The sequence below is a fragment of the Pseudomonas sp. W2Oct36 genome (assembly GCF_041060465.1).
Classification (GTDB): Bacteria; Pseudomonadota; Gammaproteobacteria; order Pseudomonadales; family Pseudomonadaceae; genus Aquipseudomonas; species Aquipseudomonas graminis_B.
In genome coordinates this window covers 83,479-109,828 of record NZ_JAUERW010000010.1, presented here as the reverse complement: position 1 = coordinate 109,828, position 26,350 = coordinate 83,479, and the positions used below count along the sequence as shown (strand labels likewise).

Here is a 26,350-nt window from a genome sequence, read left to right as displayed (position 1 = left end):
AAGCATGAAGTGCATCACGTTTGAAAAACTTGTAATCACCGCTGTCGTTGCCGTCAGCATTTCTGGTTGTGGCTCCATTGCGCAACGTACGCAGAGTGACTCGGACTTGCAGGAAAAGGCCGCCTTTGCCCTGAACACCAGCAGCGACAAAATCGCTATTTTGTCAAAATCGGCTTCCTTGGAGTCGGTGCGTTTTCAGGTAAAAAGCGATAAGGGAATTTACAATTGTTACTTTACCTCTGTAGTCGTAGTGAACTCGGATGCTATTTGCTCGGGTCCTGTACAGGGCACCGTTCAGTCTGCCCAGACGCAGAAGGAAGCAGCGCAGCCGCAGAACTGTAATGCATTGTTGAAAGCCGCGAAACGCTGCTAAAGACGAAGCTAAAAGGCCGGAGTTATCCGGCCTTTTAGCATGCGATTTTTGCGCCCACCTACTTACAGGTTAGCGTTTATCTAAAACCTACTCATTGTTGCGTGACCGATTTCTACACAGGCGGCTGAGTCTCTACCATCGATGGCCGCTGACTGACTTCGTAATACCAGTTCGCCAATCGTGGGTAGCTGCTGCGCCAGCCCAGATTGGGCTGGCGGAAATCCAGATAGCCAACCGCGCATGCCACGCTGATCGACGCGACGTCGAAATGCGTACTCAATTCAGTGACGGCTTCGGCTTCGAAATAGGCCAGCGTGCGATCGATTTTCTGCTGCTGGGCGTCGAGCCATTCCGACCAATGTTTTTCCTCGGGCCGCAGAAAGGTCTCGTAGCGGATGAGCAGTGCAGCGTCCAGCAGGGCATCGGCCAGTGAGGCAAGCGTCAATCGCCGCCAGCGCGCCGAGCCTTCCTTGGGAATGAGGGGGTTGCCGACATGCTGTTGATCCAGGTATTCGAGAATCACCCGGCTGTCATGGATCACGTTGTCGTCGGCCAGGCACAGCGCCGGAATTTTTCCGCACGGATTGCCGCGGCAGAGTTCAACGTCGGGGCTCACGGGGGTGAGGGCAACGGCCTTGAGACTGACCCGGCTCGCCTGTCCGGTCTCATGAAGCAAGATCAGCACCTTGCGAGCGAAGGGCGAAGCGGCGTTGTAATACAGCGTCATGCTGGGCGCAGACATGGACATTCCTCTGATCGGCCTGGGCCTCCAGACTAGTCAGGGCCAGGACGCTGCGCAATATCCTGAAGCAATGCCGGGCCGATTTGCGACGGCCCGGACATTGATGTCAGACCGTCGGGACCCCATCGGCCGAATCAGCCGATGATCTGCCGGATTGCGCCGCAGGTGTGCCGGTCAGCAGCGGCTTGGCGACAAACCAGATGATTGTGGCGGCGATAAGATCGAAGGCGGCCAGCGCCACAAACAGCGGGCTGTAGCCGACTTTAGTCACCATGATCCCGAGCACCAGCGTGAACAACGCCGCGCCGAGAAACCCGAACATGCCACCGAGGCCTGTTGCCGTACCCACTTCGTTCTTGCCGAAGGAGTCCGACGTGATTGCGTACAGGGCGCCCGACAGCGTCTGGTGCGCGAAACCTCCGGCGCACAGCAGCGCAATGGCGACATAAGGGCTGTCCACCAGACCGATGCAGCCAGGGCCGATCATGCACATCGAGCCCAGCACCATCACCATCTTGCGCGACGTGAGCAGGGACACGTTGAAATGCTTGTAGAAAAACGGGCTCAGGTAACCGCCCAGCACGCAGCCGATGTCAGCTGCGAGAAACGGCAGCCAGGCAAACATCGCGATTTCCTTGATGTTCATGTGACGCTCGGTCATCAGGTACAGCGGAATCCAGGCGTTGAACGTCTGCCAGGCCGGCTCTGACAGCATGCGGGCTGACGCGATTGCGTAGAAATTGCGGGTGCCGACGATCTTCTTCCAGCTGGCGTGCTTGGTCGGCGCGTCCTTCAGGTGGGACTCCTGACCGGCAAGAATATAATCGCGCTCCTCGTCACCCAGCAGACGCTGATTGCGCGGGTGTTTGTAGAAGAATAACCAGCCCGCGCTCCACAGCAGGCCCAGCCCGCCGACGATGATGAACGCGATCTGCCAGCCGCTGTGCAGAATCGCCCAGACCACGAGGGGAGGGGCCAGCAAGGCACCGATCGACGAACCGATGTTGAACCAGCCGATGGCAACCGAGCGCTCTTTGGCCGGAAACCATTCGGTGGTTGCTTTGATCGCTGCAGGAAACCCCGCCGCTTCAGTGATGCCCAGCAAGCTGCGCAGGAACGCCAGACTCTGCCAGCCGGTGGCCATAGCCGCCGATGCGCACGCCACAGACCAGGCGATGGCGAACACTGCAAAGCCGATCTTGGTGCCGATGGCGTCGATCACGTAACCGGCAACCGGCTGCATGAAGGCATAGCCCATCTGCCACGCGATGACGACGTGCGAGTACTGTTCGGTGGAGATGTTCAGCTCGCTCATCATGGTGGGAGCGGCGACGGAGAGGGTATTGCGCGCGAGATAGTTGACGATCAGGCCGCCGGTTATCAGCGCGACCATCCACCAACGGATGCCTTTGATTTTCATCGAGTCCACTCTGGGTATTGTTTTTATTTGGCGGCGATCGTTATACGTCGTCGTATGACTTGATTTAGTCAAAAGCACGTTTTGTTGTCAATGGGAATACCGCGAAGCGCTCATTATATTTCTTAATGTAACGGACTTGTCACAGCGGGGGCCGGCTTTGAAGCGGGAAGTGAGCGATTTTGGGGCGTCATCGGGAGGACGGGGGTTCGAGGAGTCAAGTGAGCTAACGGAATGAGGGCTGTTGGTGAGTCGTATGATGACCTGGGGCAACGGCGGGCGAATCCCCACCAGTTACATCCCGTATGGATCAGGTGTGATCAGCTCTCCTCCGCGCCATCAACCCCTTGCAACTAAGCCAGGCTGGAATCGCCATCCCTATCCAGGACAATACATCCCACGCACCGTCGCCCAGCAGCGCGGCGAACAGGCCGACTGCGGTCAGCAGGGCGATCCAGCCGGGCGTGCCGAAGGTCTTCCACAACGCCGAATGCTTCTTGTGTCGGGTCATGCCACTTCCGCCTCTACGGCGACTGCTTTTGCCGCAGCGACTGTGGCGCGACGACGGACCCACCACAGGTACAAGCCACTGCCAAGGACGATGATGGTCAAGACGTCCAGCGCGGCCCAGAGGATTTTCATCGGCATGCCGCCGTAGTCGCCGAAGTGCAGCGGTTGCGACAGCAGCAGGGCGTCCATGTACCACGGGCGTCCCAGCGTCGCGGTCACGTGCAAGTCCTGGGCGTCAATCAGTACGGGAGTGAGCAGGTGAGACGTCAGGTGCGTGTCGCCTTTCATGAACACGGCGTAGTGATGCTCGCTGGAAAAACGCGAGCCGGGAAAGGCAATGAAGCTCGGCTCGGCGCCGGGGACAGTGGCTTTGGAGATGTCGATCAATCGGGTTGCCGGTGCGCGTTCGGCCAGGGGTGGGGCGTTCTTGTAGGGCGCGATCATGGTCATCAGCGCGTCGGTGCGCCACTGGGCGATCACTAAATCGGCGCAGGCGTTGAGCACACCGGTCAGGCCCACAACCATGGCCCAGGTCAGCGTGACAACCCCGATCAGGTTGTGCAGATCAAGCCAACGTACCCGCGTGGATTTATTCGGCCGCACCGTGGCGAAATCCAGCCGACGCATAAAGGGCGCGTACAACACGACGCCGGACACGATCGCCATGACAAACAGCAGTCCCATGAATGCCAGCAGCAGCTTGCCCGGGAGCCCTGCATACATGTCCACGTGCAGGCGCAGCATGATCATCATGAAACCGCCGTTGGCGCTCGGCGTTTCCATCGCTTCGCCGGTGCGGGCGTCGAGCATGAAACTGTGGGATTCATTGGGGTCGCCGCCGGCGGTTTTGCCCATGATGGCGTAGACGCCGTTGGGGTCATCATCATCCCAGCCGAAATACTGCATCACGTCGCCGGGGCGATGGGCCTCGGCTGAGCGAACCAGTTGCTCGAGGTCCAGATGCGGCGTGCCGGCGGGCATTTCCTTGAATTCCGGTGCATCGCCCGTCAGGTGAGCGATCTCGTGACTGAAGATCAGCGGCAAGCCAGTGATCGCCAGCATCATCAGGAATGCCGTGCAGATCAGGCTGGTCCACGTGTGGATGAAAGACCAGCGGCGAATGGTTTGGCTTTTCATGTGGAAATCCGGAGTCAGCGAAAGCGACAAAGGCCGCTGTGTGGGAGCGGCCCTTGTTTCGGGTAATGAGAGTTTAAACGATTACCATTTGTAGTCTACGCTCGCGAGCACGGTACGACGGTCGCCGTAGTAGCAATAGAAGCCGTCGCAGGTGGAAATGTATTCCTTGTCGAAGACGTTGTTGGCGTTGACCGACACGCTCACGCCTTTGAGGACGTTGTTCATGCGGCCGAGATCGTAATGCACGGCAGCGTCGTAGACGGTGTAGGCATTGCTGTGCCCGTAGTTGGAATCGGCGACAAAGCCGTAACTACCGATCGCAATATTGTCGGTCTCGCCAATGTACCGTGCGCCAAAGCCCAGGCCGAAACCGTCGAGCACCCCGTTGTGCCAAGTGTAATCACCCCAGATCGCCGCTTGGTTTTCGGGCGTGAGTGGCAGTGGACGATTCTTGTCCAGCGGGTCGGTGACTTTGGTCATCTTGCTGTTGGCGTAGGTATAGGACGCCGTCACTTTCAGGTTGTCCGTGACATTGCCCACCGCTTCCAGCTCGAAGCCGCGCACCTTCGCTTCGCCCAAGGGTCGCTGCACGCCCAGGATGTCGCTGAGCACGATGTCACGACGGGTCAGGTCATAGGCCGCGGCGGTGAAGAGGATGTTGCTGCCAGGCGGCTGGTATTTGAGGCCCACTTCGTACTGCTTGCCCGTCCCCGGCTGGAATGCCACGCCGTTGGCGCCGCCTTGCTCGGCCTGGAACGACTCGGCGTAGGAAATGTAAGGCGTGAATCCGGAGTCGAAGACGTAGCTGAGCGCGGCGTTGCCGGTGAACGCGCTGTCGGTTCGGTCGTCGGACTGATTGGTGTTGTAAAACTTCGATTCGGTCTTGAGCAGATCCTGGCGCCCGCCCAGGGTCAGACGCCAGTTATCCAGGGCCAGTTGGTCCTGAATATAAACGCCGACGTCCCGGGTTTTCTGGTTGTAATCCTGATACGCGGTGTAATCGACGTTGCTGAAGTCCTGCCCGTAAATCGGCTTGGCGATGTTGCTGGTCGGCGCGTTGCCGTACTGCCATTTGTAGTTGTGATTCAGTCGCTGATAGTCGAGCCCGAGCAACAGGGTATGTTTGAGTTCGCCCGTGTCGAAGTCGGCTTGCAGGTTGTTGTCCAGCGCGAACTGGGAGATGTCTTCGTTCACGACGTTGGCGCCGCGTTGGACGGTGCCATCCTCGCTGACCGAACCGAAGAAGCCACCGGCCGTTATCCCCTGAAAGGACAGGTCGCTCTTGGTGTAGCGAACGTTCTGCTTGAACTGCCAGACATCGTTGAGACGATGCTCGAAGGCATAGCCCAGCGCGTAGTAAGTCTTGTCGTAAAACTCCCAGTCCGGATCGCCCAGGTTTTCGTGATATTTCACGCGGCCCACGGCCGATGGGTATTTGGTGCCCTGAATCGGCAGGAACTGGCTGGTGATCCCGGTATCGTCACGATTGAACTGGCTGAGAAAGGTCAGTTTGGTGTCCGGGTCGATGTTCCAGGTCAGGCTCGGTGCGAGGTTGTAGCGCTTGTCATCGATGTGGTCCACCGAGGTGCCGCTGTCACGCACCACGCCGCTGACGCGGTACTCGAAATTGTCGGCATCGTCGATCTTGCCGGTGCTGTCGAAGCTGATCTGCTTGCGGTTGTAAGTGCCGGCCTGAACCTGCACCTCGTGGCTGGCGTCGGCTTCGGGGCGACGACTGACCATATCAAGCATGCCGCCTGGCGGGGTCTGACCATAAACCGAAGACGCCGGGCCACGCAGGAGGGCAACGCGCTCCAGATCCCAGGTCTCCATTTTCGGCATCACGTATGCCCCTTTCGGCAGTGGCAGGCCGTCGAGGAATTGGGTGGGTTCAAAGCCGCGGACTTTCAGCCATTCGGACCGGCTGTCGCTGCCGTAGCTGCTGGCAACCACGCCTGGCATGTAGCGAACGGCGTCGTCGATGTTCTGCACCGCCCGATCCTGCATCTGCTGCCGGGTCGCGACCGAGATCGAGCGCGGCGCTTCAACCAGCGCGGTGTCGGTTTTGCTGCCGGCTGCGGTGCGACTCGCGGCGTATCCCTGCGCCGGGCCCCACGCGCTTTCGAAGCTTTCCTGACTGCCTTGAATGCTGGTGGCCGGCAATGCCATCGCGCCTTCAGGCGCAGCCACCAGCGTGTAGGTCCCTGCCGTCGTCAGGTTCAGTTGCAAGCCAGTGCCGCGCAGCGCCTGGCCCATCGCCCCAGACGCGTCGAACTGCCCCTGAACCGGCGCCGACGTGCGCCCCGCTGCCAGTGCCGGATCCAGCGACAGGGCCAGGCCCGCCTGACTGGCAATCTGCGTCAGCGTCGTGGACAGCGGCGCGGCCGGCAGATCGTAGGTACGGACGCTGGAAGTCTGGGAAGCGGCCATCAGCGGCGCACTGAGCAGCGGCGCGGCAATGGCGACGGCGATAGCCAGTAGGCTCGGTCGCAGAAGGGTGTGAAGCGTGCGGGACATGAACGGCACCTCGATGGAAATGGTTCTCAATGCCTATGTGCCGAACGAGATCTGAAAAGTGATAGGGCCGGGCGAAAATAATCTGTGAGTTCATTCAGTAGGCGTACGAAGGCCCTGTGGGAGCGAGCTTGCTCGCGGAGACAATTCTCAGCCCTGGTGATCCAGTGGATGTACCGGCCCCTTCGCGAGCAAGCTCACTCCCACAGGGTTGCGGTTATCCAGATGCCCCAAGCCTGCCCAAGAGACCCCGAATTAAAGCGCAGCTGCCGGCTTCTTCCCGCTGCCGACCACCGTCACCCACCACGGCGTACGTGCTTCGATCTGCACGGACAGCGTGGGCGTCAGAGCCTTGAGCGCCAGGTCGGTATTGGTCAACGGAAAGCTGCCGGTGATACGCAGGTCTGCAACGTCTTTCGCAACGCCGAGATGGCCCGGACGATAGCGGGCAAGCTCCGCAACGACATCTGCCAGACGAGCGTTATCGACCACCAGCATGCCGCGCATCCAGGCGCCGGTGCCGGGCGTCAGGGCGAGCATGGGCCCGAGGCTGTTGCGATGAATCAACATCTGCTGCCCCTCGTTCAGCACCTTTTCATGATTCGAAGCCTGCGGGTGCACGGCGACGGCTGATTGCAGCACGCTCAACAGCGTGCCGTCGGCCCGCCTCTTGACCAGGAACTGCGTGCCCAGTGCGCGCATCTGCCCCTCAGGGGTCTCGACGATGAACGGACGCGCGTCGTTGTGGCTCCCGGTCTCCACGAAGATCTCGCCTTCTTGAAGCACGACCCGCCGCTGTTTGTCATCGAACCGCACGTCCAGTGCACTGTGGGTGTTGAGGCGGATCAGGGTGTTATCCGACAGGCGAATCGTGCGCTGCTCGCCGGTGGCGGTGCGCAGATCCGCCAGCCAGTAATCCACCGGCAGCAGGCGATCACCCAGAAACAGAGTCAATCCCAGCGCCAGCGCCACCCCTGCAAACCCGCGTCCCAGCTTGCGCAAACGCGAGCCCATCCCGTCACGGGACCGCAAAAGCGCCGAACGTGCCGGGCCGGTGGTCCCGGCAAAACGCTGATCGACCATGCCCAACTGCATCCAGGCCCGGGCGTGCTCGTCGCTGGCGGCGTACCACTTGGCGAACTCTTCACGCTCGGCTTCGCTGCCCCGGCCGCAATCCAGGCACAGTTGCCAGGCGATGGCGGCGTCCAGCACGTGGGATGAAACAGGTCGGGTAGAAATACGGCTCATGTTGGCTCGCCATACAGCGCGATGTAGCACTGGCGCAAACCCTGCGCCAGGTACTGACGCACGCGGGGCACCGAGACGCCGAGTTTGGCGGCGATCTCTGCATGGGGCATGCCGTCCAGGCGGTTGTACAGAAAGGCGGTGCGCGCCTTGCTGGACAGCTTGCCCAGCAGACGGTCGATGGCTTTGAGGTCTTCGAGAATCAGCTGCTGCTCTTCCAGGGAAGGTTGTTCGCCCTCGGGAATCAGCATCAGCTCGTCCAGATACGCCTGTTCCAGCGCGGCACGACGGAAGTGGTCGAACAGCAAGCCTTTCGCGATCGAAACCAGAAAGGCCCGGGGTTCGCGGGGCTCAAGCAATTGCTCGCGGCCGAGCAAGCGGATGAACGTGTCTTGACTGAGGTCTTCGGCGCGGTGGGGGCAAGCGACATTGCGTCGGAGCCAGCCCAGCAGCCAGCCGCGATGGTCGCGATAGAGCGTTCCGACGAGCTGCTGCTGGGGACTTTGAAGTGACGACACAAGCGCACCGAGGAGAACAAAGGGGCTAACGAGAATTGTTCGCGATTGTGTCAGAGCCGCCCAATGCTGGCAATTGGTCCTTGTAGGAAGAAGCCGAACGGTTGACGTAAGAATCGACCATTAGATTTGTAAGGCGCGGCGGGATCCAGAGGCAGGCCCAGAGGATGAACGCTAAAACGAATGCGATTGCTGCTGCCGTCGCCATTTCGCCACGCCTTGCTCAAGCTGTGCAGGGGTTTCGATCCCCTGTCTTCTGGCGTGGCTGAACAGAATCATCGCGAGTTCGGCGGTCACCAGCGCATCGGCGCTGGCGTGATGACGCTCTTCGGCGTGGAGCCCGAAGAATCGCGTCCAGTCGTCCAGGCTTGCCTGGCGCAAATTCGCGTTCGGGCAAATGAAGGGCGCGATGTGAGCAACATCGATGAAGGGGTGCAGCAGGCGATAGCCCAGGCTTTCCTTTAATGCCCGCCCCAACATGTGCTCGTCGAACGCCGCGTGGAACGCCAGCAGCGGGCTGTCACCCACGAACGCCATGAAATCCAGCAGCGCTTCGACCGGCTCGCTGCCCGCCGCAATCGCGGTGGGCCCCAGCCCGTGAATCAATACGCTCGGGCTGAGTTTGTGATCGGTGCGCATCAGCGTGCGCTCGAACTGCTGCCCCAGATCGATCGCGCCATCTTCGATGACCACGGCGCCAATCGACAGCACGTCGTCCCGCTGCAGATTCAGCCCGCTGGTCTCAAGATCGACCACGACCCACCGTTGCTGGCGCAGTGTCTTTTGATCCAGGACGCCCGGGCCGGGCAAGGCGCGCAGGCGCTGTTGCTGTTCAGGTGTCAGCTCAGGGGCGACGGCGCGTTTGGGGGGCTTGAGCCAGCGGAACAAATTCATGATCAGTCGCTTACAGTTGGTAGCGCACGGTGAGGCTGGTCTGCAGCCGCTGCGCCTGCCGGAACGACTCACGCAGGATGCGCCGGTCCAGATGATTGAGCACATCCGGGTCGATGCGATTGGAGTAGGGCAGGTTTTGCCGGTTCTGCTGCTGATGTTGCTGCATGCGGGTTTGCTGGATGAAGTGATAAGCCTCTTCATAGGCCGCACCGTCCAGCGGGTCGATCACCTCTTTGGCGACCAACTGACGCAGCCTGTCCAGCGTGTTGCTCGCCTCGACGCCGTTGGCCAGCGCGAGCAAGCGCGCTCCGTCGACGAACGGCGTCAGGCCTTGGGTTTTAAGGTCCAGTGTGTCCTTCTCGCTGCCTTTTCGGGCGACCACGAAATCTTTGAAGCGGCCCACCGGTGGGCGTTGACGCAGGGCGTTGTCGGCCATCATGCGCTGGAACAAGGCGTTGTCTGCGACCTGCGCAAGAATGCTCTGACGCAATTGATCGCCGCCGCTTTCATCGCCCCAGACCACGCGCAGATCGAAATAGATAGAAGACGACAGCAGGTTCTCCGGTGTGGCTTCGCGAATGAACGAGCCGAAGCGCCGCGCCCACTCGATTCGCGACAGGCACAGCTGGGGATTGCTCGCCATAATCCCGCCCTTGCACAGGGCGAATCCGCACACCGCCAGGCTTTGATTGATCCGCTCGGCCATGGGCAACAACCGGCCGCGTATTGAGGCGGCTTCGGCGGCGTCCGTGGCTTCGAACAGAATGCCGTTGTCCTGATCGGTGTACAGCGTCTGCTCGCGCCGGCCCTCGCTGCCGAAACACAGCCAGCTGAAAGCGATGCCAGGATCGCCTTTTTCTTCGAGCGTCAGCTCGATGACGCGGCAGACCATGTGATCGTTGAGCAGCGTGATGATCTGGGTGATCTGGGTGGACGAGGCCCCGTGGGCGAGCATTCGGTCCACCAGTTGAACGATGTCGCCGCGCAGGTTAGCCAGCGAATCGATACGCGGCGCGCTGCGGATGGTGCGCGCCAGATGCACCAGATCCACGCGCTGCAGGGAGAACAGGTCGCGCTCGGAGACCACGCCACACAAGCGCTGATCTTTCACCAGACAGACGTGGGCGATATGGCGCTGGGTCATGGCAATGGCCGCATCGAAGGCGCTGGCGTCCGGGCTCAGATAGAACGGCACCTGAATCATGCTGCGTTCGATGGGCTCGCCGAAGTCGGCGTCGATGTTGGCGACGACCTGGCGCAGATCGCGCAGCGTGAAAATACCCAGCGGCGCTTTGGCCTCGTCCACGATCACGATACTGCCGACTTGCTGCTCGTCCATCTGCCGCACGGCCTCACGCAGCGGCGTGTCGGGGGAGCACGTCACCGGGTGACGCATCGCCAGTTCACCCAGTCGCGTGTTCAGCGAGTATTGCGTGCCGAGTGTTTCCACCGCCTTCTGCTTTACTTGCTGATTGACCTGATCGAGCAGGCTGCTGACGCCGCGCAGGGCGAAGTCGCGGAACTCATTTGAGAGCGCAAACAGCTTGATGAAGGCTTGCTTGTTGAGCTGCAGACAGAAAGTGTCTTCGGCCGCCAGATGCTCGGTTCGTGTGGCGCGTTCGCCGAGTAGTGCCGCGAGGGGAAAGCACTCGCCCGTGGTTATTTCGAACGTGGTCTCGGTGCCGCGTTTTGCGGAATGGGGGCGCTCACCCACGACGCGGCCTTGCTTGACGATGTAAAAATGTTCTACTGGCCCATCGCTAGGCTTGATGATGCTCTCGTCTGTAGCGTAGAAACGCAGGTGACACTGTTCCACAAGGTAGGCCAGATGGGCATTTTCCATCTGGTTGAACGGCGGGAATTTTTGCAGGAACTGCATCGTGCCGTGGATGTTCTGCAGAACGGCTGTTTTGCCTGCCTGGGTAAAAGCGTCCGCTTTGCTCATGACCGATACCGCTTGTTTTTATTGACCCCATGGTCGACCGCTTATCGGGCAGTGCCCATTGGACGTAAGTCTTAGGTGACTGCAAAGGCATTGGCTCGCATCGAACCAAGGTGTAAAACCGCAGCGATGCAGTTAGCGCGAGGCCCCAGGGCCGGCATGAAGCCGACAGGATGTGCAGCGTATCAATCGCTTGCGCTGTCAGAATTGGAGTCGACAGGAAGATGAGACGGGTATGTTCGATCACAGTATTTTGAGTGATGAAGAGCGCGAAGCCCTCAATGAGGTAATGCTCGCGCCTGCGTCCCAATCGCCACATCGGGTGTTGATCGTCGATGACGACAAGGATGCTCGGGAAGTTCTGGCCGAAATTCTCAGTCTCAATGACATCAGCTGCATCACCGCCGCCGGCGGCACCAGCGCCATGCACTTGCTGCAGACCCGGCCCTCCATTGCGCTGCTGATCACTGATCTGCGCATGGCGCCGTGCGACGGGCTGGACCTGATTCGAAGGGTGCGCGAATCGGACCGTGCGGAGTTGCCGATCATTATCGTGTCTGGCGACGCCAACGTACGTGACGCCATCGACGCCATGCACCTGAGCGTGGTGGATTTCCTGCTCAAGCCGATCAACACCAAGCAGCTGTTGCGACTGGTGAAGCGGGAGCTGGAAATGGCCTGATAACGCCGTCTCTGGACTGCGTTGCGGCAACAAAAAAGGCGGTGTCCATTTGCGTGGACACCGCCTTTTGTCTGGGCGCTGATTAAGCCCCGTGTTTTGCCTTGAACTCCCGACGGCGACGGTGCAGCACCGGCTCGGTGTAACCGTTCGGCTGCCGTGTGCCTTCGATCACCAGTTCAACCGCTGCCTGAAACGCGATGTTGCTGTCGAAATTCGGTGCCAGGGGGCGATACAGCGCATCACCTGCGTTCTGACGGTCCACCACCGGTGCCATGCGCTTCAGACTTTCCATTACCTGCTGCTCGCTGACCACGCCATGGCGTAGCCAGTTGGCGATGTGCTGGCTGGAAATGCGCAGCGTGGCGCGGTCCTCCATCAGACCAATGTCGTTGATGTCCGGCACCTTCGAGCAGCCAACGCCCTGATCGATCCAGCGCACCACATAACCGAGAATGCCCTGGGAGTTATTATCCAGTTCGTTCTGGATCTCCTCGGCCGTCCAGTCAATGTTCGGCGCCAATGGAATGGCCAGGATATCGTCGACGGAGGCCGGCGCGCGCCGGGCAAGCTCGGCCTGACGCGCGAACACATCGACCTTGTGGTAATGCAGAGCGTGCAGTGCAGCGGCAGTGGGCGAGGGAACCCACGCGGTATTGGCGCCGGCCAGTGGATGGGCGATTTTCTGTTCAAGCATCGCGGCCATCAAGTCAGGCATCGCCCACATGCCCTTGCCGATCTGCGCGCGCCCTTGCAGGCCGCATTTCAAGCCGATATCGACGTTTGAATTTTCATACGCGCCGATCCACTTTTCCGCCTTCATCTGCGCCTTGCGTACGACAGGGCCGGCTTCCATCGACGTGTGAATCTCGTCACCGGTGCGGTCCAGGAAGCCTGTGTTGATGAACACCACACGCTCGCTCGCCGCCTGAATGCAGGCCTTGAGGTTGATCGTGGTGCGACGCTCTTCGTCCATGATCCCGACTTTCAGCGTGTTGCGCGGCAGGTTCAGCACCGCCTCGATACGCCCGAACAATTCGTTGGTGAACGCCACTTCCTCAGGGCCGTGCATCTTTGGTTTGACGATGTACACCGAGCCCGTGCGGCTGTTGGCGCGGGATGTATTGCCCTTGAGGTTGTGAATCGCCGCGAGGCTGGTCAGCAGGCCATCAAGAATGCCTTCCGGCACTTCGTTGCCCTGATTGTCGAGGATCGCATCGATGGTCATCAGGTGACCGACGTTGCGCACGAACAGCAGCGAGCGGCCATGCAGCGTGACGGCTTCGCCGGTGGGTGAGGTGTAAACGCGGTCGGGGTTCATGGTACGGGTGAAGCGAGTACCGCCTTTGGCGACTTCTTCGGACAGATCGCCCTTCATCAGTCCCAGCCAGTTGCGGTACACCACGACCTTGTCGTCGGCGTCGACGGCAGCGATGGAGTCCTCGCAATCCATGATGGTGGTCAGCGCCGCTTCCATCAGCACGTCTTTGACACCGGCCGGGTCGGTCTGGCCGACCGGGCTCGTGGCGTCGATCTGGAGTTCGAAGTGCAGACCGTTGTGCTTGAACAGCAGCGCGGTCGGCGCCGACGCGTCGCCCTGGAAGCCGATCAGCTGAGCATCGTCGTGCAGGCCGGTGTTGCTGCCGCCCTTGAGGCTGACGATCAGCATGCCATCGACCAGCTTGTAGCCGGTGGAGTCAACGTGGGAGCCCGCCGCGAGTGGGGCGGCTTCGTCCAGAAAGGCGCGGGCGAAGGCGATGACTTTGTCGCCGCGGACGCGGTTGTAGCCTTTGCCTTTTTCCGCGCCGCCCGCTTCGCTGATGGCGTCGGTGCCGTACAGCGCGTCATACAGCGAGCCCCAGCGGGCATTCGATGCATTGAGCGCGAAACGTGCGTTCATCACCGGCACCACCAACTGGGGGCCGGCCATGCGGACAATTTCTTCGTCAACGTTTTGTGTGGTGATCTGGAAGTCTGCCGCTTCTGGCAGCAGATAGCCGATTTCCAGCAGGAACGCCTTGTAGGCGGACGCGTCATGGGCGTTGCCGGCATTGGACTGATGCCACGCGTCGATACTCGCCTGGAATTCGTCGCGTTTGGCGAGCAGGGCTTTGTTCTTCGGTGCGAGCTCGTGGATGAGCGCATCGGCACCGGCCCAGAATGAAGCGGCGTCGAGGCCGGTTCCGGGAATGGCTTCGTTGTTCACGAAATCCAGCAGGACATTGGCGACCCGCAGGCCCCCGACTTGAACGTGTTCAGTCATTGCTTGCCTCACTCTGCTCAGCTATTTGACATCTATGTAGTGCGCGCGAGGCGATACTACATGACCGTTCGCGGCGTGAAAATCCAGACTTGATTTGCAGCGATCGACCGAATTTAGGCATTCGGTCAGGCACCGGCATGGGATGTTCTCAAAGAGCGATCAGATTGTTCCAGAGAATTATTCGGATCGTACACAGAAATTCCTGGTGCGCTTACACCGCTGTGGGCAGTGCAGACCTGCCTATACTCCCCACAACCACCCCGCAACCCTTGAGGCGTGGTATTAAACAGACCTCAGTTGCTGCACATAAAAGGAGTCGTTTGTGGATCATCTTATCGTCACGGTGTCTGCACCGGACAAGCCAGGTGTGGTCGAGCAGCTCGCCGCATGCATTGCCGATCACGGTGGCAATTGGCTGGAAAGCCGTATGTCACACATGGCCGGGCAGTTCGCCGGGATCCTGCGGGTCAGCGCGCCGGTCGACGCGCATCAGCCCCTGCGCAGCGCGCTGGAAGGGCTCTCGGTAAAAGGCATCCGTGTACTGTTCGCCGAAGTCCTTCCGGAATCCTTGCCGGAGTGGAGGCCCATCACAATGGACCTGGTGGGCAATGATCGATCCGGGATCGTGCGCGACGTCACTCGCGTGCTGACCGAACAAGGCGTCAACCTGGAGCACTTGGTGACCAGCGTCGAACCCGCGCCCATGAGCAGCGAAACGCTGTTCCGCGCCCATGCCGAGTTGGGATTGCCGATGGACCTTTCACTGGATGTGCTGCAGCAGCGGTTGGAAACCCTGGCGGATGACCTGATGGTGGAACTGCATCTGCCGACCGACGAGTCATCGATGTAACCGCTGCAGGTCCCGATTTTTGACGGGCCTGCAGCGGTCCCTCTTACCTGCTTAGGCCTGGGCGCGTTTGCGCAGCGAGCGCCACGCGTCGACGCTGTAAATGATCAGCCCGGCCCAGATGAAGGCGAAGGTTACCAAGGTGGCCGAAGGCATGTGCTCGTCGTACAGCACCACCGCCAAGGCCAGCACGAGCGTCGGTGCGATGTACTGCAGAAAGCCCAGTGTCGCGTAGGGCAGATGCCTCGCTGCAGCGTTGAAACACACCAGCGGCACGAGGGTTACCGGACCGGCCGCCGCCAGCCAGAGCGCCTCGGATGTTGTCCAGAATTCCGGCTGTGCGCTGTGGGCAAGCGGGTTGAACATCAACCAGCCTACGGCCAGCGGCACCAGAATCCAGGTCTCCACCACGAGGCCAGGCAGTGCGGCCACCGGTGCTTTTTTACGAATCAGGCCGTAGAAGCCGAAGGTGAACGCCAGCGCGAGCGACACCCACGGCAGGCTGCCCACTTGCCAGACCTGCTGAAGCACACCGATCAACGCCAGCATCACCGCGACCCATTGCAAGGGGCGCAGTCTTTCACGCAGCAGCACCATGCCGAGCATCACGTTGATCAGCGGGTTGATGAAGTAGCCCAGGCTGGCTTCGACCATGTGGTTGTTGTTCACGGCCCAGACGTAGATCAGCCAGTTGGCGGCGATCAGCGTGCCGCTGGAGGCGAGAATGGCAAGTCGTTTGGGGTTATCCCGTAGCTCCTGCCACCAGCCGGGGTGTTTCCAGACCAGCAAGAGAAGCGAGCCGGAAATGGCCGACCAGATCGCCCGATTGACGATGATTTCCAGTGAAGGAACGCTGGCCAGCACCTTGAAGTAGATCGGAAACAGTCCCCAGATGATGTAGGCGCTCAGGCCCAGAATGTACCCGCGACGCGGGTTGGCAGCTTGCATGAGTGGTCCTTCGGCAAGTTTTTTGTTGTGGTGATGGTTCTATCTTTTTCGTTCACCGAACGTCGCGCAGGCGTGGGACGTGTGGCTGACGTGTAGGAGCGTGGCTTGTCCCGCGATCGGCTGCGCAGCAGTCGTAAACCGGACGATTTAGCCTCGTCTGGTACATCGAGTGTCCGGATTGCTGCCGCTTCGCGCCAGTTCGCGGGACAAGCCACGCTCCTACAGAGTTTTCTCGCGTTCTCAGAACAGCTTCAGCGGTTCCTCGTTCAGCGCGGACAACTGCTCGCGCAGCGCCAGCACTTGATCGCCCCAATAGCGTTCGGTGCCGAACCAGGAAAAGCTGTGGGGGAACGCCGGATCGTCCCAGCGACGCGCCAGCCATGCGCTGTAGTGCAGCAGGCGCAGTGCACGCAACGGTTCGATGAGCGCCAGTTCACGGGGATCGAAGTCGTGAAACTCGTTGTAGCCGTCCATCAATTCCGACAACTGACTCAGACAATCCTGACGATCACCCGCGAGCATCATCCAGACATCCTGCACCGCCGGGCCCATGCGGCAGTCGTCGAGATCGACGATGTGGAAGATGTCGTCGCGGGTCATCATGTTGCCGGGGTGGCAATCGCCGTGCATGCGGATGTTCTGATGGGGTGTGGCGGCGTAGACGTCTTCCACGCGCTTGAGCAGGTCCTTGGCAATGGACTCATAGGCCGGCAGCAGGCTGCGCGGAATCACGTTGTTGTCCAGCAGGTAGTTCAGCGAGTTGTGGCCGAAGTTCTGCACGCCAAGGGCTTCGCGGTGCTGGAACGGGCGCGTGGCGCCTACGGCATGGATGCGGCCCAGCAACTGGCCAAGACGGTAGAGCTGCTCGAGATTGCCGGGCTCTGGCGCGCGGCCGCCACGACGGGGGAAGAGGGTGAAACGGAAGCCGGCATGCTCGAACAGGGTCTGGCCGTTGTGCACGAGGGGCGCGACGACGGGAATTTCGACGTCGGCAAGTTCAGCGGTGAAGCTGTGTTCTTCGAGAATGGCGTCGTTGGTCCAGCGATCAGGCCGATAGAACTTGGCGATCAATGGCTGCTGTTCATCGATGCCAACCTGGTAGACGCGGTTTTCGTAGCTGTTGAGGGCGAGAATACGGGCGTCGGTGACAAAGCCGATGCTCTCGACGGCGTCCAGCACCAGGTCAGGTGTAAGTGTTGCGAACGGGTGGGCCATGCTAACTCCTGCGCGCAGCAGGCTGCCGCGTCGGGCCAGTCATGGTAACTCAGGCGTGTTACACCTGACACAGCGCGTTACGCCCGGTGCCTCTGATTCACTGGATTCCCCATCCCTTCGATTGCACCCTTTCCGGGATGGGGAAGCGCTCGCGTCAGGCGCCGATCACGCCGCCATCCTCACGCGTGATCACCATCACCGAGGATCTCGGCTTGCCATTCGGCAGGTGCTCGGGGAAGGTCGAGCCGCCGTTTTCGCCGGGGTGCTGAATGCCGACGAACAGCGCTTTCTGGTCGGGCGCGAAGCTGATGCCGGTCACTTCACACCCCACCGGCCCGACCATGAATCGACGGATCTCGCCGCTTGCGGGGTCAGCGCACAGCATCTGGTTATTGCCCATCCCCGCGAAGTCGCCCGCATTGGTGGAGTCGCCATCCGTCAGAATCCACAGCCGCCCGGCCATGTCGAAACCCAGGCCATCCGGGCTGTTGAACATGTTCTGCGGGTTGATGTTGCTTGATCCCCCTTGGGGCGTTCCTGCATGCACACCCGGGTTGCCAGCGACGACAAACAAGTCCCACGCAAACTCCATCGCTGCTGCGTCCGACCCTGTTTCCTGCCAGCGCAGAATCTGCCCGTACTGATTTTTCGCGCGGGGATTCGGCCCGCCCACTGGCTGCCCGTCATCGCCGCGCTTGATGTTGTTGGTCAGCGTGCAATAGACCTGGCCGTCCTTGGGACTGACGACGATCCACTCGGGCCGGTCCATGCGCGTCGCTTTCACCTGACTTGCCGCCAGGCGCGCATGAATCAGCACTTCGGCCTGATTGGCGAAACCACTGGCCGCATCAATACCGTTCTTGCCGTGGCTCAGCTCAATCCATTTGCCCTGGCCTTTCGGGTGGTCGGGGTTGCTGTCGCCCGCGTCGAACTGCGCCACGTACAGCGTGCCGTGGTCGAGGATGTCGCGGTTGGCCTTAAGGTTCTTGTGATCGACCTTGTCGCGGCTGATGAATTTGTAGATGAACTCGCCGCGCTCATCGTCGCCCATGTACACCACGACGCGGCCGTCTTTTGTCTCGGTCAGCGCAGCGTTTTCGTGCTTGAAGCGGCCCAGCGCGGTGCGTTTGACCGGTGTGGATTTGGGATCGAACGGATCGATCTCCACCACCCAGCCATGGCGATTGGGTTCGTTGGGGTTTTTGGCGACGTCGAAGCGCGGGTCGTGCAGGTGCCAGTTCACTTCCTTGCTGGCGGCGGTCACCCCATAGCGCTTGGTCGCGGCGTCGAAGGTCTGCGCCGGATCGCTGCTGCCAAAGCAGTCGGTGAAGTTCTCTTCGCAGGTCAGATAGGTGCCCCACGGTGTCTTGCCGTTGGCGCAGTTCTGGAAGGTCCCGAGGACGTTTTTGCCGGTTTTGTCGGCGGCGGTTTTCAACCACTCATGGCCGGCAGCCGGGCCGCTCAGGTGAATCGGCGTGTTGCCGTGGATACGCCGGTTGTATTTAGAGCCTTGTACGAACGCCCACTGCTGACCTTCGCGCTTGACCTCGATCACCGAAACGCCTTCACTGGCCTGGGCCTTGTGCACGTCTTCGGCGGACTGCGGGTCTTTGCCGTGATCGAAGAGGTAGCGGTAGTTGGTGTATTCGTTGTTGATCGCCATCAGCGCACGGCTGGCCGTCTCCGGCGTGTCGCCGGGAAAGGTGAACAGGCTCATGCCGTCATTGTTGTCGCCGAATTGCAGTTCCTGCATTTTCGCGGTGCCTTTGCCGCTGGGGTCAAACGCCGGGCCGTTGGTTTGCAGCGGCTGGCCCCAACTGATCAGGACCGAGGAGCGATAACCCGGCGGCAGACTGATGCTGTCGGCGGTGGAGGAGGGGATGCTGTCGAAGCCGAGCAGCGTGCCGTTGGCGGCGCTGACATTGGCGGCCATCACGCTGCGGCTGAGCAGGTTGCCGCCCAGGAACATCGCCGCGCCGCACAGGGCGCCCGCGCTGATGAACCCGCGTCGGGTCAGGCCAACCATGTTTTCGAGGTCGGTGGATTGGTTATCTTTTAATAGCGTCATCACGGGCTCCCTGCGGTTTAGGGCAAAACCCTATGCAGTTCGGATGACATTATTGTGGCGGTCAGATGACGAGTCGGGCTTCGGTGTTTCGTGCAAGCGGCGCTTACAGCGGCGTGCCGAGCAGAATATTGGAGGGCGCAAACTGAACCTTCACAGCGCCGCCGGTCTTGAGCTGCAAGGCATGCAGCCGGTCCGCGTCGACCACTGCGCAAAGGATCTGATGGCTGGGGAGGACGATTTTGACCTCGCTCGGGCCGTCATCGGCGGCGAGGATTTCCTCGATTTTACCGGTGAGGCAATTGTGTCCGATTGTTTCAGATTGGTCGGGCGTCAGTAGCTCCAGCCAGCCGGCCTTAATCAAGGCGAACACATCCGTGCCGATTTCGAGCCCCAGTCGCAAGGTGCTGTCGTGGGTGATCTGCGCCTCGATCGACAAACCGCCCGCGAGCTGCAACATGATCATGTCGTTGCGGCCTTGGGAGCGGACGCCGCTGACCTGACCATGTAGCTGATTACGCGCGCTGGTGCGCAGCATCAAGCGGCTGAGCAGGGCGAGATCATCGGACTCCTCCGAGGTTTCCAGCAACTGAGTCTGTAACGCTTGCAAGCGCTGATAAAGCCGCAGCACGCGCTCGCCTTCGGCGGACAATTTGGCGCCGCCACCCCCTCGACCGCCGACGCTGCGCTCGACCAGCGGTTTTTGCGCCAGATTGTTCAGCTCATCGATGGCGTCCCATGTCGCCTTGTAACTCAGCCCGGCGCTCTTCGCCGCGCGGGTAATCGAACCCTGCTCGGCAATGTGCTGCAACAGCGCGATGCGGTGAGGGCGGCGAACCATGTGCTGGGTGAGGGACGGCGGTAGGGACATAGGAGTCGGATGCACTGAAAGTGATGACGCCGGAGTGTAAGCCAAAATGCCTCGCGCCCAAATGCTGCGAAGTTTTAACGTCTCGGCCGATCAGTCCCCAGGTTTTGGCGTTCTTGCCAGGCAATACACATCCACCGATTGGGCGCCGGCTTTGAGCAACAGTTCTGCCAGTGCGTTGGCCGTCGAGCCGGTGGTGAGTACGTCATCAATCAGCGCGAGGTGCTTGCCGATGATCGCCGTGGCGTCCTTCAGTGCAAACGCGGACGCCAGATTGCGCTTTCTGGCTTTTGCATCCAGACCCTGCTGTGAAGATGTTTCTTTCACGCGGCGGATCACGCGCTCTTCAACAGGCAGTCCCAGTCGAGCACCGAGCCAGTTCGCCAACATCGCTGCCTGATTGAAGCCGCGCTGACGCAGTCGTTTTTTGGCGAGTGGCACCGGGATAAGACAGTCGGGTCGGCGCAGGCCATCATTAAAGCGATGCTGCAGGGTCTCGCCCAACAGCTCCGCCAGCAGTCGCCCAAGTGGCCATTTCCCTTGATGCTTGAAGCGCGTGACCAGCGCGTCGATCGGGAAGTCGTACAGCCACGGAGCGATGACTTCATTAAAGGCGGGAGGGTGGCGATTGCAGGCGCCGCAGGTGAGGCCGGACATCGGCATGGGCAGTGCGCAGCGATCGCACTGGTCAATCAGCCACGGGAGCTCGCGCTCACAGGGCACGCAGATCGGGGTGCTTGAATCAGTTGTTTCATCGCACAACAAACACGTCTGTACGTTTTCTAACCAGATGTAAACCTTGTGCCCGTTATATGGTTGACAGCGCATGTTGCTTCCTTAAATATGCCGAACATCCGTGTTGCGCCTGTGGGCTTTCCGGTTTTGCCGCTGGGCGAAGCCGCCCGGGTCATCGTCCAGAAAACATCAAGGAGCCGCCCATGAGCGCCAGCATCAATGCCAACCTGCGTCACGACTGGAATCTAGCCGAGGTCAAGGCGCTGTTCACACAGCCATTCAATGACCTGCTGTTTCAGGCGCAAACCGTGCACCGCGCTCACTTTGACGCCAACCGCGTGCAAGTCTCGACCCTGCTGTCGATCAAAACCGGCGCGTGCCCGGAAGACTGCAAGTACTGCCCGCAATCGGGCCACTACAACACCGGTCTGGAAAAAGAAAAGCTGATGCAGGTCCAGCAAGTGCTGGAAGAAGCCGCACGCGCCAAGGCCATTGGTTCGACCCGTTTCTGCATGGGCGCGGCGTGGAAGCACCCGTCGGCCAAAGACATGCCCTACGTGCTGGAGATGGTCAAAGGCGTCAAGGCCATGGGCCTGGAAACCTGCATGACCCTCGGCAAGCTGGATCAGGACCAGACCCGGGCGCTGGCCGACGCTGGCCTCGATTACTACAACCACAACCTCGACACGTCGCCGGATTTCTACACCAGCATCATCACCACCCGCACCTACAGCGATCGTCTGCAGACCTTGGCGTACGTGCGTGATTCAGGGATGAAGATCTGCTCCGGCGGCATTCTGGGCATGGGCGAATCCCTGGACGACCGCGCCAATCTGCTGATCCAGCTCGCCAATCTGCCGGAGCATCCAGAGTCCGTGCCGATCAACATGCTGGTGAAAGTCGCCGGCACGCCGCTGGAAAACGCCGAGGATATCGATCCGTTCGATTTCATCCGCATGCTGGCCGTCGCACGCATCCTGATGCCGCAGTCCCACGTGCGCCTGTCCGCCGGCCGCGAAGCCATGAATGACCAGATGCAGGCCCTGGCGTTCTTCGCTGGCGCCAACTCGATCTTCTACGGCGACAAACTGCTGACCACTGCCAACCCGCAGTCCGACAAGGACATGCAGCTGTTCTCGCGTCTGGGCATCCAGCCTGAAGCGCGCGAAGAGCACTCGGACGAGGTGCATCAGGCCGCTATCGAGCAGGCGCTGATCGAGCAGAAAAGCAGCGAGCTGTTTTACGACGCGGCGGTTTGAGCTTCCATAGTGGCTTGACTCGAGGCCTGCATGTCTTTTGATCTGAACGCACGTCTCGCTGCCCGTCGTGCCGAGCACCTTTATCGTCAGCGGCCCCTGCTGCAAAGCCCGCAGGGCCCTGAAGTGATTGTCGACGGCAAGCCGCTGCTGGCGTTCTGCAACAACGATTACATGGGGCTGGCGAGTCATCCTGAGGTCATCGCTGCCTGGCAAGCCGGCGCCGAGCGTTGGGGCGTCGGCGGTGGCGCTTCGCATTTGGTGATTGGCCACAGCACGCCCCATCACGCTCTCGAAGAGGCCCTCGCCGAGTTCACCGGACGGCCCCGCGCGCTGTTGTTTTCCAACGGCTACATGGCCAATCTCGGATCGGTCACCGCGTTGGTGGGGCAGGGCGACACGGTGCTGGAGGATCGTCTCAATCACGCTTCGTTGCTCGACGCCGGCCTGCTCAGCGGTGCGCGTTTTTCCCGCTACCTGCACAACAATTGCGACAGCCTCGCCGGCCGGTTGGACAAAGCGGTCGGAGACACGCTGGTGGTCACCGACGGTGTGTTCAGCATGGACGGCGATGTCGCTGACCTGCCCGCGCTGGCCAAGGCGGCGAAAGCCAAAAACGCCTGGCTAATGGTCGACGATGCCCACGGCTTCGGCCCGCTGGGGGCGAACGGTGCAGGCATTGTCGAGCACTTTGGCCTCGGCATCGATGAGGTCCCTGTGCTGATCGGCACGCTGGGTAAATCCTTCGGCACGGCGGGCGCGTTCGTTGCGGGCAGCGAAGAGCTGATTGAAACGCTGATCCAGTTTGCCCGCCCCTACATCTACACCACCAGTCAGCCGCCGGCGCTGGCGTGCGCAACGCTGAAAAGCCTCGAACTGCTGCGCACCGAACACTGGCGGCGTGAGCACCTGGCGGCACTCATCAAACAGTTTCGCGCCGGCGCTCAAGCCCTCGGTCTGGAGCTGATGGACAGTTTCACGCCCATTCAGCCGATCCTGATTGGCGACAGCGGGCGCGCGTTGCGGCTGTCGCAGTTGCTGCGAGAACGGGGCGTGATGGTCACCGCCATTCGGCCACCAACGGTGCCTGCGGGCAGCGCGCGTCTACGCGTGACATTGTCCGCCGCCCACAGCGAAGCACAGGTGCAGCTATTGTTGCAGGCACTGGAGCAGTGTTATCCGCTGCTGGGCGTAGACGAATCTTCGGAGCTGGGCCATGCGTGATCAGTTGATCCTGTTGCCGGGCTGGGGCCTCGGCGTCTCGCCCCTTGAACCGCTGGCTGCAGCGCTGCGAGGGCTCGACGAACATTTGCGGGTGGTGATCGAACCCTTGCCGGACATGGACACCGACAACCTCGACGAATGGCTCGATGAGCTGGATTCGACGTTGCCCGAAAACGCCTGGCTGGGCGGTTGGTCGCTGGGCGGCATGCTGGCCGCCGAACTGGCCGCGCGCAGGGGCGAGCGCTGCTGCGGATTGGCGACGTTCGCCAGCAACGCCTGCTTCGTGGCCCGCAGCGAGTGGCCCAACGCGATGCCGCAAACGGATTTCGATGCGTTCATTGCCGGTTGCAAAGCCGATCTGGACGCAACGCTCAAGCGCTTCAGTCTGCTGTGCGTGCAAGGGGCCGAGGAGCCGCGCGCGCTGTCGAGACAGCTCAAAGCCTGCGCGCCCCACGGCACCAGCGCCGGTTTGATCGAAGGCCTCAAGCTGCTGGAACAAATGGACACGCGCAAAGCGCTGCAGGCGTTTCGCGGTCCTCAAATGCACCTGTTCGGCGGGCTTGATGCGTTGGTGCCGGCAGAGGCGTCGGCGGACCTGCTGACCCTCCAGCCTGACATCGAAGTCGGCGTGATCGAGCAGGCCAGTCATGCCTTCATTCTGGAAAACCCGCACGGCGTCGCCGCTGCAGTTCATGCGTTTTTACACGAGTCCGGTGATGACTGATCTTTCCCACTGCGCGTTGCTGAAGGCCGTGAAACAGCAACAGGCATCCGGGCAGCTGGCGCTGCCGGACAAGCGTCAAGTGGCGGCGTCCTTCTCCAGGGCGGCGACCAGCTACGACAGCGTGGCCGATTTGCAGCGCGCCGTTGGTACTGAACTGATGACGCGACTGCCTGATCTGGCACCGTCCCGCTGGCTGGACCTGGGCAGCGGCACCGGTTGTTTCAGCCGCGCGCTGGCGCAGACGTTTCCGCGCAGCGAAGGCATTGCGCTGGACCTTGCCGAAGGCATGCTGCGCTATGCACGGCCTTCAGGGGGGGCCGCGCATTATGTGGCAGGCGACGCGGAGAACGTGCCGCTGCGTGACGCGAGCGTCGATCTGATGTTCTCCAGCCTGGCAGTGCAATGGTGCCCGGATTTTTCTGCAGTGCTGAGCGAAGCGGGTCGCGTACTGAAACCGGGCGGCGTGTTCGCTTTTGCCAGCCTCTGCGTCGGGACGCTGTTTGAGCTGCGCGACAGCTGGCAGGCGGTGGACGGCATGGTCCACGTCAATCGTTTCCGCGAGCGGGAAGAGTATCAACGCCTCTGCGCCGCCAGTGGTTTGAACGTGCGCAGCCTCGAAGTCCTGCCCCACGTGTTGCACTATCCCGACGTGCGCAGCCTGACCCACGAACTCAAGGCATTGGGTGCGCACAACATCAATCCGGGTCGCCCGGGAGGCCTGACCGGTCGCGCGCGAATTCAGGCTTTGATGGAGGCGTACGAAAGGTTTCGTCAGGAAAAAGGCCTGCCCGCCACGTATCAGGTGGTGTACGCCATCCTGACGAAACCCGGCATTGATTAAAGAATGATCATTTAGTCGGCGTTTTTCACACGAACGCTATAGTAAGCAGGCACTGGTTTGAAATATCTGAACGGATGGTCGCCACGATGAGCGCTGCGTATTTCATCACGGGAACCGATACCGACGTCGGCAAGACCACTATCGCCACGGGGCTTCTGTACGCGGCGCGGCAGTCGGGGTTGAGCACGGCGGCAGGCAAGCCGGTGGCTTCCGGTTGCGACGTCAAACCCAAGGGGCTGCGCAACTCGGACGCCGTCGCCTTGCGTGCCGAGTGCTCGATCCAGCTGACCTACAACGAGGTCAATCCGGTGGCCTTCGAGCCGGCAATCGCGCCCCATCTGGCCGCGCGGGAAGCGGGAGTCGCCCTGACTGTGCAGTCCCTGCTCGGGCCGATGCAGCACATCCTCGCCAAGCAGGCTGATTTCACGTTGATCGAAGGCGCCGGCGGCTGGCGCGTTCCCTTGGCCGATCAGGCCAATCTGTCCGATCTGGCCATCGCGCTGAAGCTGCCGGTGATTCTCGTGGTGGGCGTGCGCCTGGGTTGTATCAGCCATGCGTTGCTGTCAGCCGAAGCGATCGCCAACGACGGTCTGCAACTGGCGGGCTGGGTGGCGAATATTATTGATCCCAAAACGTCACGGCTTGAGGAAAACCTCGCCACGCTGGCAGAGCGTCTGCCGGCGCCGTGCCTGGGCCGCGTGCCGTTCATGAAGAAGGCAACTGCGGAAATGATTGCCGAGCATCTGCATCTGGAACTGCTGGACTAGCGGGCGACGAGTCGCCGAGTGTGAGGCCCGTCACAAGGCTCAATGCCACTAGTCGCTTTGCGAAGTAATCCAGGCGCTTTGCTGCTTTAATCGCTGTGTTCGCTATGAACAGAGGATCGTGCTCATGCAAATCTCACTGAACAACACGCTGTACCCGGGCCTCAGCGCCATGCAGGTCGGGCAGAACCGTGTCGATCAGGCTGCGACGCAACTGGCCAGCCCCGCGACCGAGGTGTCAGGGCGCAGTCAGTCTTCGGATTTCCAGCTTGAGCGTCTGCGCTCCGTCGATCGTCCGCAACGTTCCGAGATGGCCACCAATGTGGTGGAACTGACCCAAGGCCGTATTCAAGTCCAGGCAGGCGTCAAAGTTGAAAAAGCCAGCGATGAAATGCTCGGCACGCTGATCGACACCTTCGCCTGATTCTCTTCGCTTCGTGCGCTGCGGCGCACGTTGCTGGATGCTACGCCTCTCATGAATAACACCTCATTCACGTGCCCATTCCCCGGGCGCTTTCGCGTTTCTTATCCCGACGTTTTCTAGACTCAACGCTGCGGTCTCAACCGCCTGGCGTCGCAACCGAGCGCCTGGGGTTTGCCCGCGTCAGGTGATGAAAGGTGCCGGGCGTCGC

At 61.0% G+C, this 26,350-nt stretch carries 24 protein-coding genes; 9 read left to right on the top strand and 15 right to left on the bottom strand.

Annotated features, from left to right (window positions below; genetic code table 11):
* Positions 1-4: 4 nt before the first annotated feature.
* Positions 5-373 (top strand): hypothetical protein, encoded by a 369-nt coding sequence (locus QWI18_RS15115; protein WP_369319172.1) that lies wholly within the window; start codon positions 5-7, stop codon positions 371-373.
* A 112-nt stretch (positions 374-485) separates the two neighbouring features.
* Here QWI18_RS15115 and QWI18_RS15110 read toward each other — a convergent pair whose 3' ends face one another.
* The 9 genes from QWI18_RS15110 to QWI18_RS15070 form a co-directional block, all read right to left on the bottom strand.
* The gene (locus QWI18_RS15110; protein ID WP_065991280.1) at positions 486-1,115 is read right to left on the bottom strand and encodes a glutathione S-transferase family protein; all 630 of its coding nucleotides are present in this window, start codon (positions 1,113-1,115) and stop codon (positions 486-488) included.
* A gap of 106 nt (positions 1,116-1,221) precedes the next feature.
* Positions 1,222-2,535 (bottom strand): MFS transporter, encoded by a 1,314-nt coding sequence (locus QWI18_RS15105; protein ID WP_369319171.1) that lies wholly within the window; start codon positions 2,533-2,535, stop codon positions 1,222-1,224.
* A gap of 307 nt (positions 2,536-2,842) precedes the next feature.
* A complete protein-coding gene (locus tag QWI18_RS15100; protein WP_192134965.1) occupies positions 2,843-3,043 on the bottom strand; it encodes a hypothetical protein in 201 nt (66 codons plus the stop codon).
* Positions 3,040-4,179, bottom strand: coding sequence for a PepSY-associated TM helix domain-containing protein (locus QWI18_RS15095; protein ID WP_369319170.1), 1,140 nt, complete (start codon positions 4,177-4,179; stop codon positions 3,040-3,042). The genes QWI18_RS15100 and QWI18_RS15095 overlap by 4 nt, the downstream gene beginning before the upstream one ends.
* Before the next feature lie 81 nt (positions 4,180-4,260).
* A complete protein-coding gene (locus tag QWI18_RS15090) occupies positions 4,261-6,696 on the bottom strand; it encodes a TonB-dependent siderophore receptor (RefSeq protein WP_369319169.1) in 2,436 nt (811 codons plus the stop codon).
* Positions 6,697-6,948: 252 nt separating this feature from the next.
* The gene (locus QWI18_RS15085) at positions 6,949-7,941 is read right to left on the bottom strand and encodes a FecR domain-containing protein (protein ID WP_369319168.1); all 993 of its coding nucleotides are present in this window, start codon (positions 7,939-7,941) and stop codon (positions 6,949-6,951) included.
* Positions 7,938-8,456 (bottom strand): RNA polymerase sigma factor, encoded by a 519-nt coding sequence (locus QWI18_RS15080; protein ID WP_192134957.1) that lies wholly within the window; start codon positions 8,454-8,456, stop codon positions 7,938-7,940. Before QWI18_RS15080 ends, QWI18_RS15085 begins: the two co-directional genes overlap by 4 nt.
* Positions 8,457-8,627: 171 nt before the next feature.
* On the bottom strand, positions 8,628-9,347 hold the full coding sequence (locus QWI18_RS15075; RefSeq protein WP_192134955.1) for a PolC-type DNA polymerase III: 720 nt from the start codon (positions 9,345-9,347) through the stop codon (positions 8,628-8,630).
* 10 nt (positions 9,348-9,357) lie between these two features.
* Complete coding sequence (locus QWI18_RS15070) at positions 9,358-11,292, bottom strand: putative nucleotidyltransferase substrate binding domain-containing protein (RefSeq protein ID WP_192134953.1); 1,935 nt, start codon at positions 11,290-11,292, stop codon at positions 9,358-9,360.
* Between the two features lie 232 nt (positions 11,293-11,524).
* On the opposite strand from QWI18_RS15070, the gene QWI18_RS15065 reads away from it, so the two are divergent.
* A complete protein-coding gene (locus QWI18_RS15065; RefSeq protein ID WP_065991292.1) occupies positions 11,525-11,971 on the top strand; it encodes a response regulator in 447 nt (148 codons plus the stop codon).
* 82 nt (positions 11,972-12,053) lie between these two features.
* Here the strand turns inward: QWI18_RS15065 and QWI18_RS15060 are convergent, their stop codons facing one another.
* The gene (locus QWI18_RS15060; RefSeq protein WP_369319167.1) at positions 12,054-14,231 is read right to left on the bottom strand and encodes a malate synthase G; all 2,178 of its coding nucleotides are present in this window, start codon (positions 14,229-14,231) and stop codon (positions 12,054-12,056) included.
* Between the two features lie 322 nt (positions 14,232-14,553).
* Here QWI18_RS15060 and QWI18_RS15055 point away from each other — a divergent pair, with 322 nt between their 5' ends.
* Positions 14,554-15,081, top strand: a complete 528-nt coding sequence (locus QWI18_RS15055) for a glycine cleavage system protein R (RefSeq protein ID WP_065991294.1) — start codon at positions 14,554-14,556, stop codon at positions 15,079-15,081.
* Positions 15,082-15,132: 51 nt separating this feature from the next.
* Here QWI18_RS15055 and rarD read toward each other — a convergent pair whose 3' ends face one another.
* From rarD to QWI18_RS15030, 5 genes are all read right to left on the bottom strand, one after another.
* Positions 15,133-16,026 carry an EamA family transporter RarD gene (rarD, locus tag QWI18_RS15050; RefSeq protein WP_065991295.1) on the bottom strand — a complete coding sequence of 298 codons (894 nt, stop codon included), beginning with the start codon at positions 16,024-16,026 and terminating at the stop codon, positions 15,133-15,135.
* Between the two features lie 240 nt (positions 16,027-16,266).
* On the bottom strand, positions 16,267-17,241 hold the full coding sequence (locus tag QWI18_RS15045) for a serine/threonine protein kinase (protein ID WP_369319166.1): 975 nt from the start codon (positions 17,239-17,241) through the stop codon (positions 16,267-16,269).
* A 154-nt stretch (positions 17,242-17,395) separates the two neighbouring features.
* Positions 17,396-19,309, bottom strand: a complete 1,914-nt coding sequence (locus QWI18_RS15040; RefSeq protein WP_192134941.1) for a PhoX family phosphatase — start codon at positions 19,307-19,309, stop codon at positions 17,396-17,398.
* A 103-nt stretch (positions 19,310-19,412) separates the two neighbouring features.
* Positions 19,413-20,177, bottom strand: a complete 765-nt coding sequence (locus QWI18_RS15035; protein ID WP_192134939.1) for a TOBE domain-containing protein — start codon at positions 20,175-20,177, stop codon at positions 19,413-19,415.
* Between the two features lie 90 nt (positions 20,178-20,267).
* On the bottom strand, positions 20,268-21,002 hold the full coding sequence (locus QWI18_RS15030) for a ComF family protein (RefSeq protein WP_192134937.1): 735 nt from the start codon (positions 21,000-21,002) through the stop codon (positions 20,268-20,270).
* 110 nt (positions 21,003-21,112) lie between these two features.
* On the opposite strand from QWI18_RS15030, the gene bioB reads away from it, so the two are divergent.
* The 6 genes from bioB (at position 21,113) to QWI18_RS15000 (ending at position 26,142) form a co-directional block, all read left to right on the top strand.
* Positions 21,113-22,168, top strand: a complete 1,056-nt coding sequence (gene bioB, locus QWI18_RS15025; protein WP_065991300.1) for a biotin synthase BioB — start codon at positions 21,113-21,115, stop codon at positions 22,166-22,168.
* Positions 22,169-22,198: 30 nt separating this feature from the next.
* The gene (gene bioF / locus QWI18_RS15020) at positions 22,199-23,389 is read left to right on the top strand and encodes an 8-amino-7-oxononanoate synthase (protein WP_369319165.1); all 1,191 of its coding nucleotides are present in this window, start codon (positions 22,199-22,201) and stop codon (positions 23,387-23,389) included.
* Complete coding sequence (locus QWI18_RS15015; RefSeq protein WP_369319164.1) at positions 23,382-24,113, top strand: alpha/beta fold hydrolase; 732 nt, start codon at positions 23,382-23,384, stop codon at positions 24,111-24,113. Before bioF ends, QWI18_RS15015 begins: the two co-directional genes overlap by 8 nt.
* Positions 24,106-24,954, top strand: a complete 849-nt coding sequence (gene bioC / locus QWI18_RS15010) for a malonyl-ACP O-methyltransferase BioC (protein ID WP_369319163.1) — start codon at positions 24,106-24,108, stop codon at positions 24,952-24,954. The genes QWI18_RS15015 and bioC overlap by 8 nt, the downstream gene beginning before the upstream one ends.
* An 86-nt stretch (positions 24,955-25,040) precedes the next feature.
* Positions 25,041-25,721 carry a dethiobiotin synthase gene (bioD, locus tag QWI18_RS15005; RefSeq protein WP_065991381.1) on the top strand — a complete coding sequence of 227 codons (681 nt, stop codon included), beginning with the start codon at positions 25,041-25,043 and terminating at the stop codon, positions 25,719-25,721.
* 124 nt (positions 25,722-25,845) lie between these two features.
* Positions 25,846-26,142: a pyrroloquinoline quinone biosynthesis protein PqqE gene (locus QWI18_RS15000; protein ID WP_369319162.1), complete on the top strand. Its 297-nt coding sequence runs from the start codon at positions 25,846-25,848 to the stop codon at positions 26,140-26,142.
* Positions 26,143-26,350: the final 208 nt, after the last annotated feature.

What these genes read in the sequence shown, in the direction of transcription:
- QWI18_RS15115 (WP_369319172.1), top strand. Translation starts at nt 5, where the DNA reads ATGAAGTGCATCACGTTTGAAAAACTTGTAATCACCGCTGTCGTTGCC.
- QWI18_RS15110 (WP_065991280.1), bottom strand. Translation starts at nt 1,115, where the DNA reads ATGTCTGCGCCCAGCATGACGCTGTATTACAACGCCGCTTCGCCCTTC.
- QWI18_RS15105 (WP_369319171.1), bottom strand. Translation starts at nt 2,535, where the DNA reads ATGAAAATCAAAGGCATCCGTTGGTGGATGGTCGCGCTGATAACCGGC.
- QWI18_RS15100 (WP_192134965.1), bottom strand. Translation starts at nt 3,043, where the DNA reads ATGACCCGACACAAGAAGCATTCGGCGTTGTGGAAGACCTTCGGCACG.
- QWI18_RS15095 (WP_369319170.1), bottom strand. Translation starts at nt 4,179, where the DNA reads ATGAAAAGCCAAACCATTCGCCGCTGGTCTTTCATCCACACGTGGACC.
- QWI18_RS15090 (WP_369319169.1), bottom strand. Translation starts at nt 6,696, where the DNA reads ATGTCCCGCACGCTTCACACCCTTCTGCGACCGAGCCTACTGGCTATC.
- QWI18_RS15085 (WP_369319168.1), bottom strand. Translation starts at nt 7,941, where the DNA reads ATGAGCCGTATTTCTACCCGACCTGTTTCATCCCACGTGCTGGACGCC.
- QWI18_RS15075 (WP_192134955.1), bottom strand. Translation starts at nt 9,347, where the DNA reads ATGAATTTGTTCCGCTGGCTCAAGCCCCCCAAACGCGCCGTCGCCCCT.
- QWI18_RS15070 (WP_192134953.1), bottom strand. Translation starts at nt 11,292, where the DNA reads ATGAGCAAAGCGGACGCTTTTACCCAGGCAGGCAAAACAGCCGTTCTG.
- QWI18_RS15065 (WP_065991292.1), top strand. Translation starts at nt 11,525, where the DNA reads ATGTTCGATCACAGTATTTTGAGTGATGAAGAGCGCGAAGCCCTCAAT.
- QWI18_RS15060 (WP_369319167.1), bottom strand. Translation starts at nt 14,231, where the DNA reads ATGACTGAACACGTTCAAGTCGGGGGCCTGCGGGTCGCCAATGTCCTG.
- rarD (WP_065991295.1), bottom strand. Translation starts at nt 16,026, where the DNA reads ATGCAAGCTGCCAACCCGCGTCGCGGGTACATTCTGGGCCTGAGCGCC.
- QWI18_RS15045 (WP_369319166.1), bottom strand. Translation starts at nt 17,241, where the DNA reads ATGGCCCACCCGTTCGCAACACTTACACCTGACCTGGTGCTGGACGCC.
- QWI18_RS15040 (WP_192134941.1), bottom strand. Translation starts at nt 19,309, where the DNA reads ATGACGCTATTAAAAGATAACCAATCCACCGACCTCGAAAACATGGTT.
- QWI18_RS15035 (WP_192134939.1), bottom strand. Translation starts at nt 20,177, where the DNA reads ATGTCCCTACCGCCGTCCCTCACCCAGCACATGGTTCGCCGCCCTCAC.
- QWI18_RS15030 (WP_192134937.1), bottom strand. Translation starts at nt 21,002, where the DNA reads ATGCGCTGTCAACCATATAACGGGCACAAGGTTTACATCTGGTTAGAA.
- bioB (WP_065991300.1), top strand. Translation starts at nt 21,113, where the DNA reads ATGAGCGCCAGCATCAATGCCAACCTGCGTCACGACTGGAATCTAGCC.
- bioF (WP_369319165.1), top strand. Translation starts at nt 22,199, where the DNA reads ATGTCTTTTGATCTGAACGCACGTCTCGCTGCCCGTCGTGCCGAGCAC.
- QWI18_RS15015 (WP_369319164.1), top strand. Translation starts at nt 23,382, where the DNA reads ATGCGTGATCAGTTGATCCTGTTGCCGGGCTGGGGCCTCGGCGTCTCG.
- bioC (WP_369319163.1), top strand. Translation starts at nt 24,106, where the DNA reads ATGACTGATCTTTCCCACTGCGCGTTGCTGAAGGCCGTGAAACAGCAA.
- bioD (WP_065991381.1), top strand. Translation starts at nt 25,041, where the DNA reads ATGAGCGCTGCGTATTTCATCACGGGAACCGATACCGACGTCGGCAAG.
- QWI18_RS15000 (WP_369319162.1), top strand. Translation starts at nt 25,846, where the DNA reads ATGCAAATCTCACTGAACAACACGCTGTACCCGGGCCTCAGCGCCATG.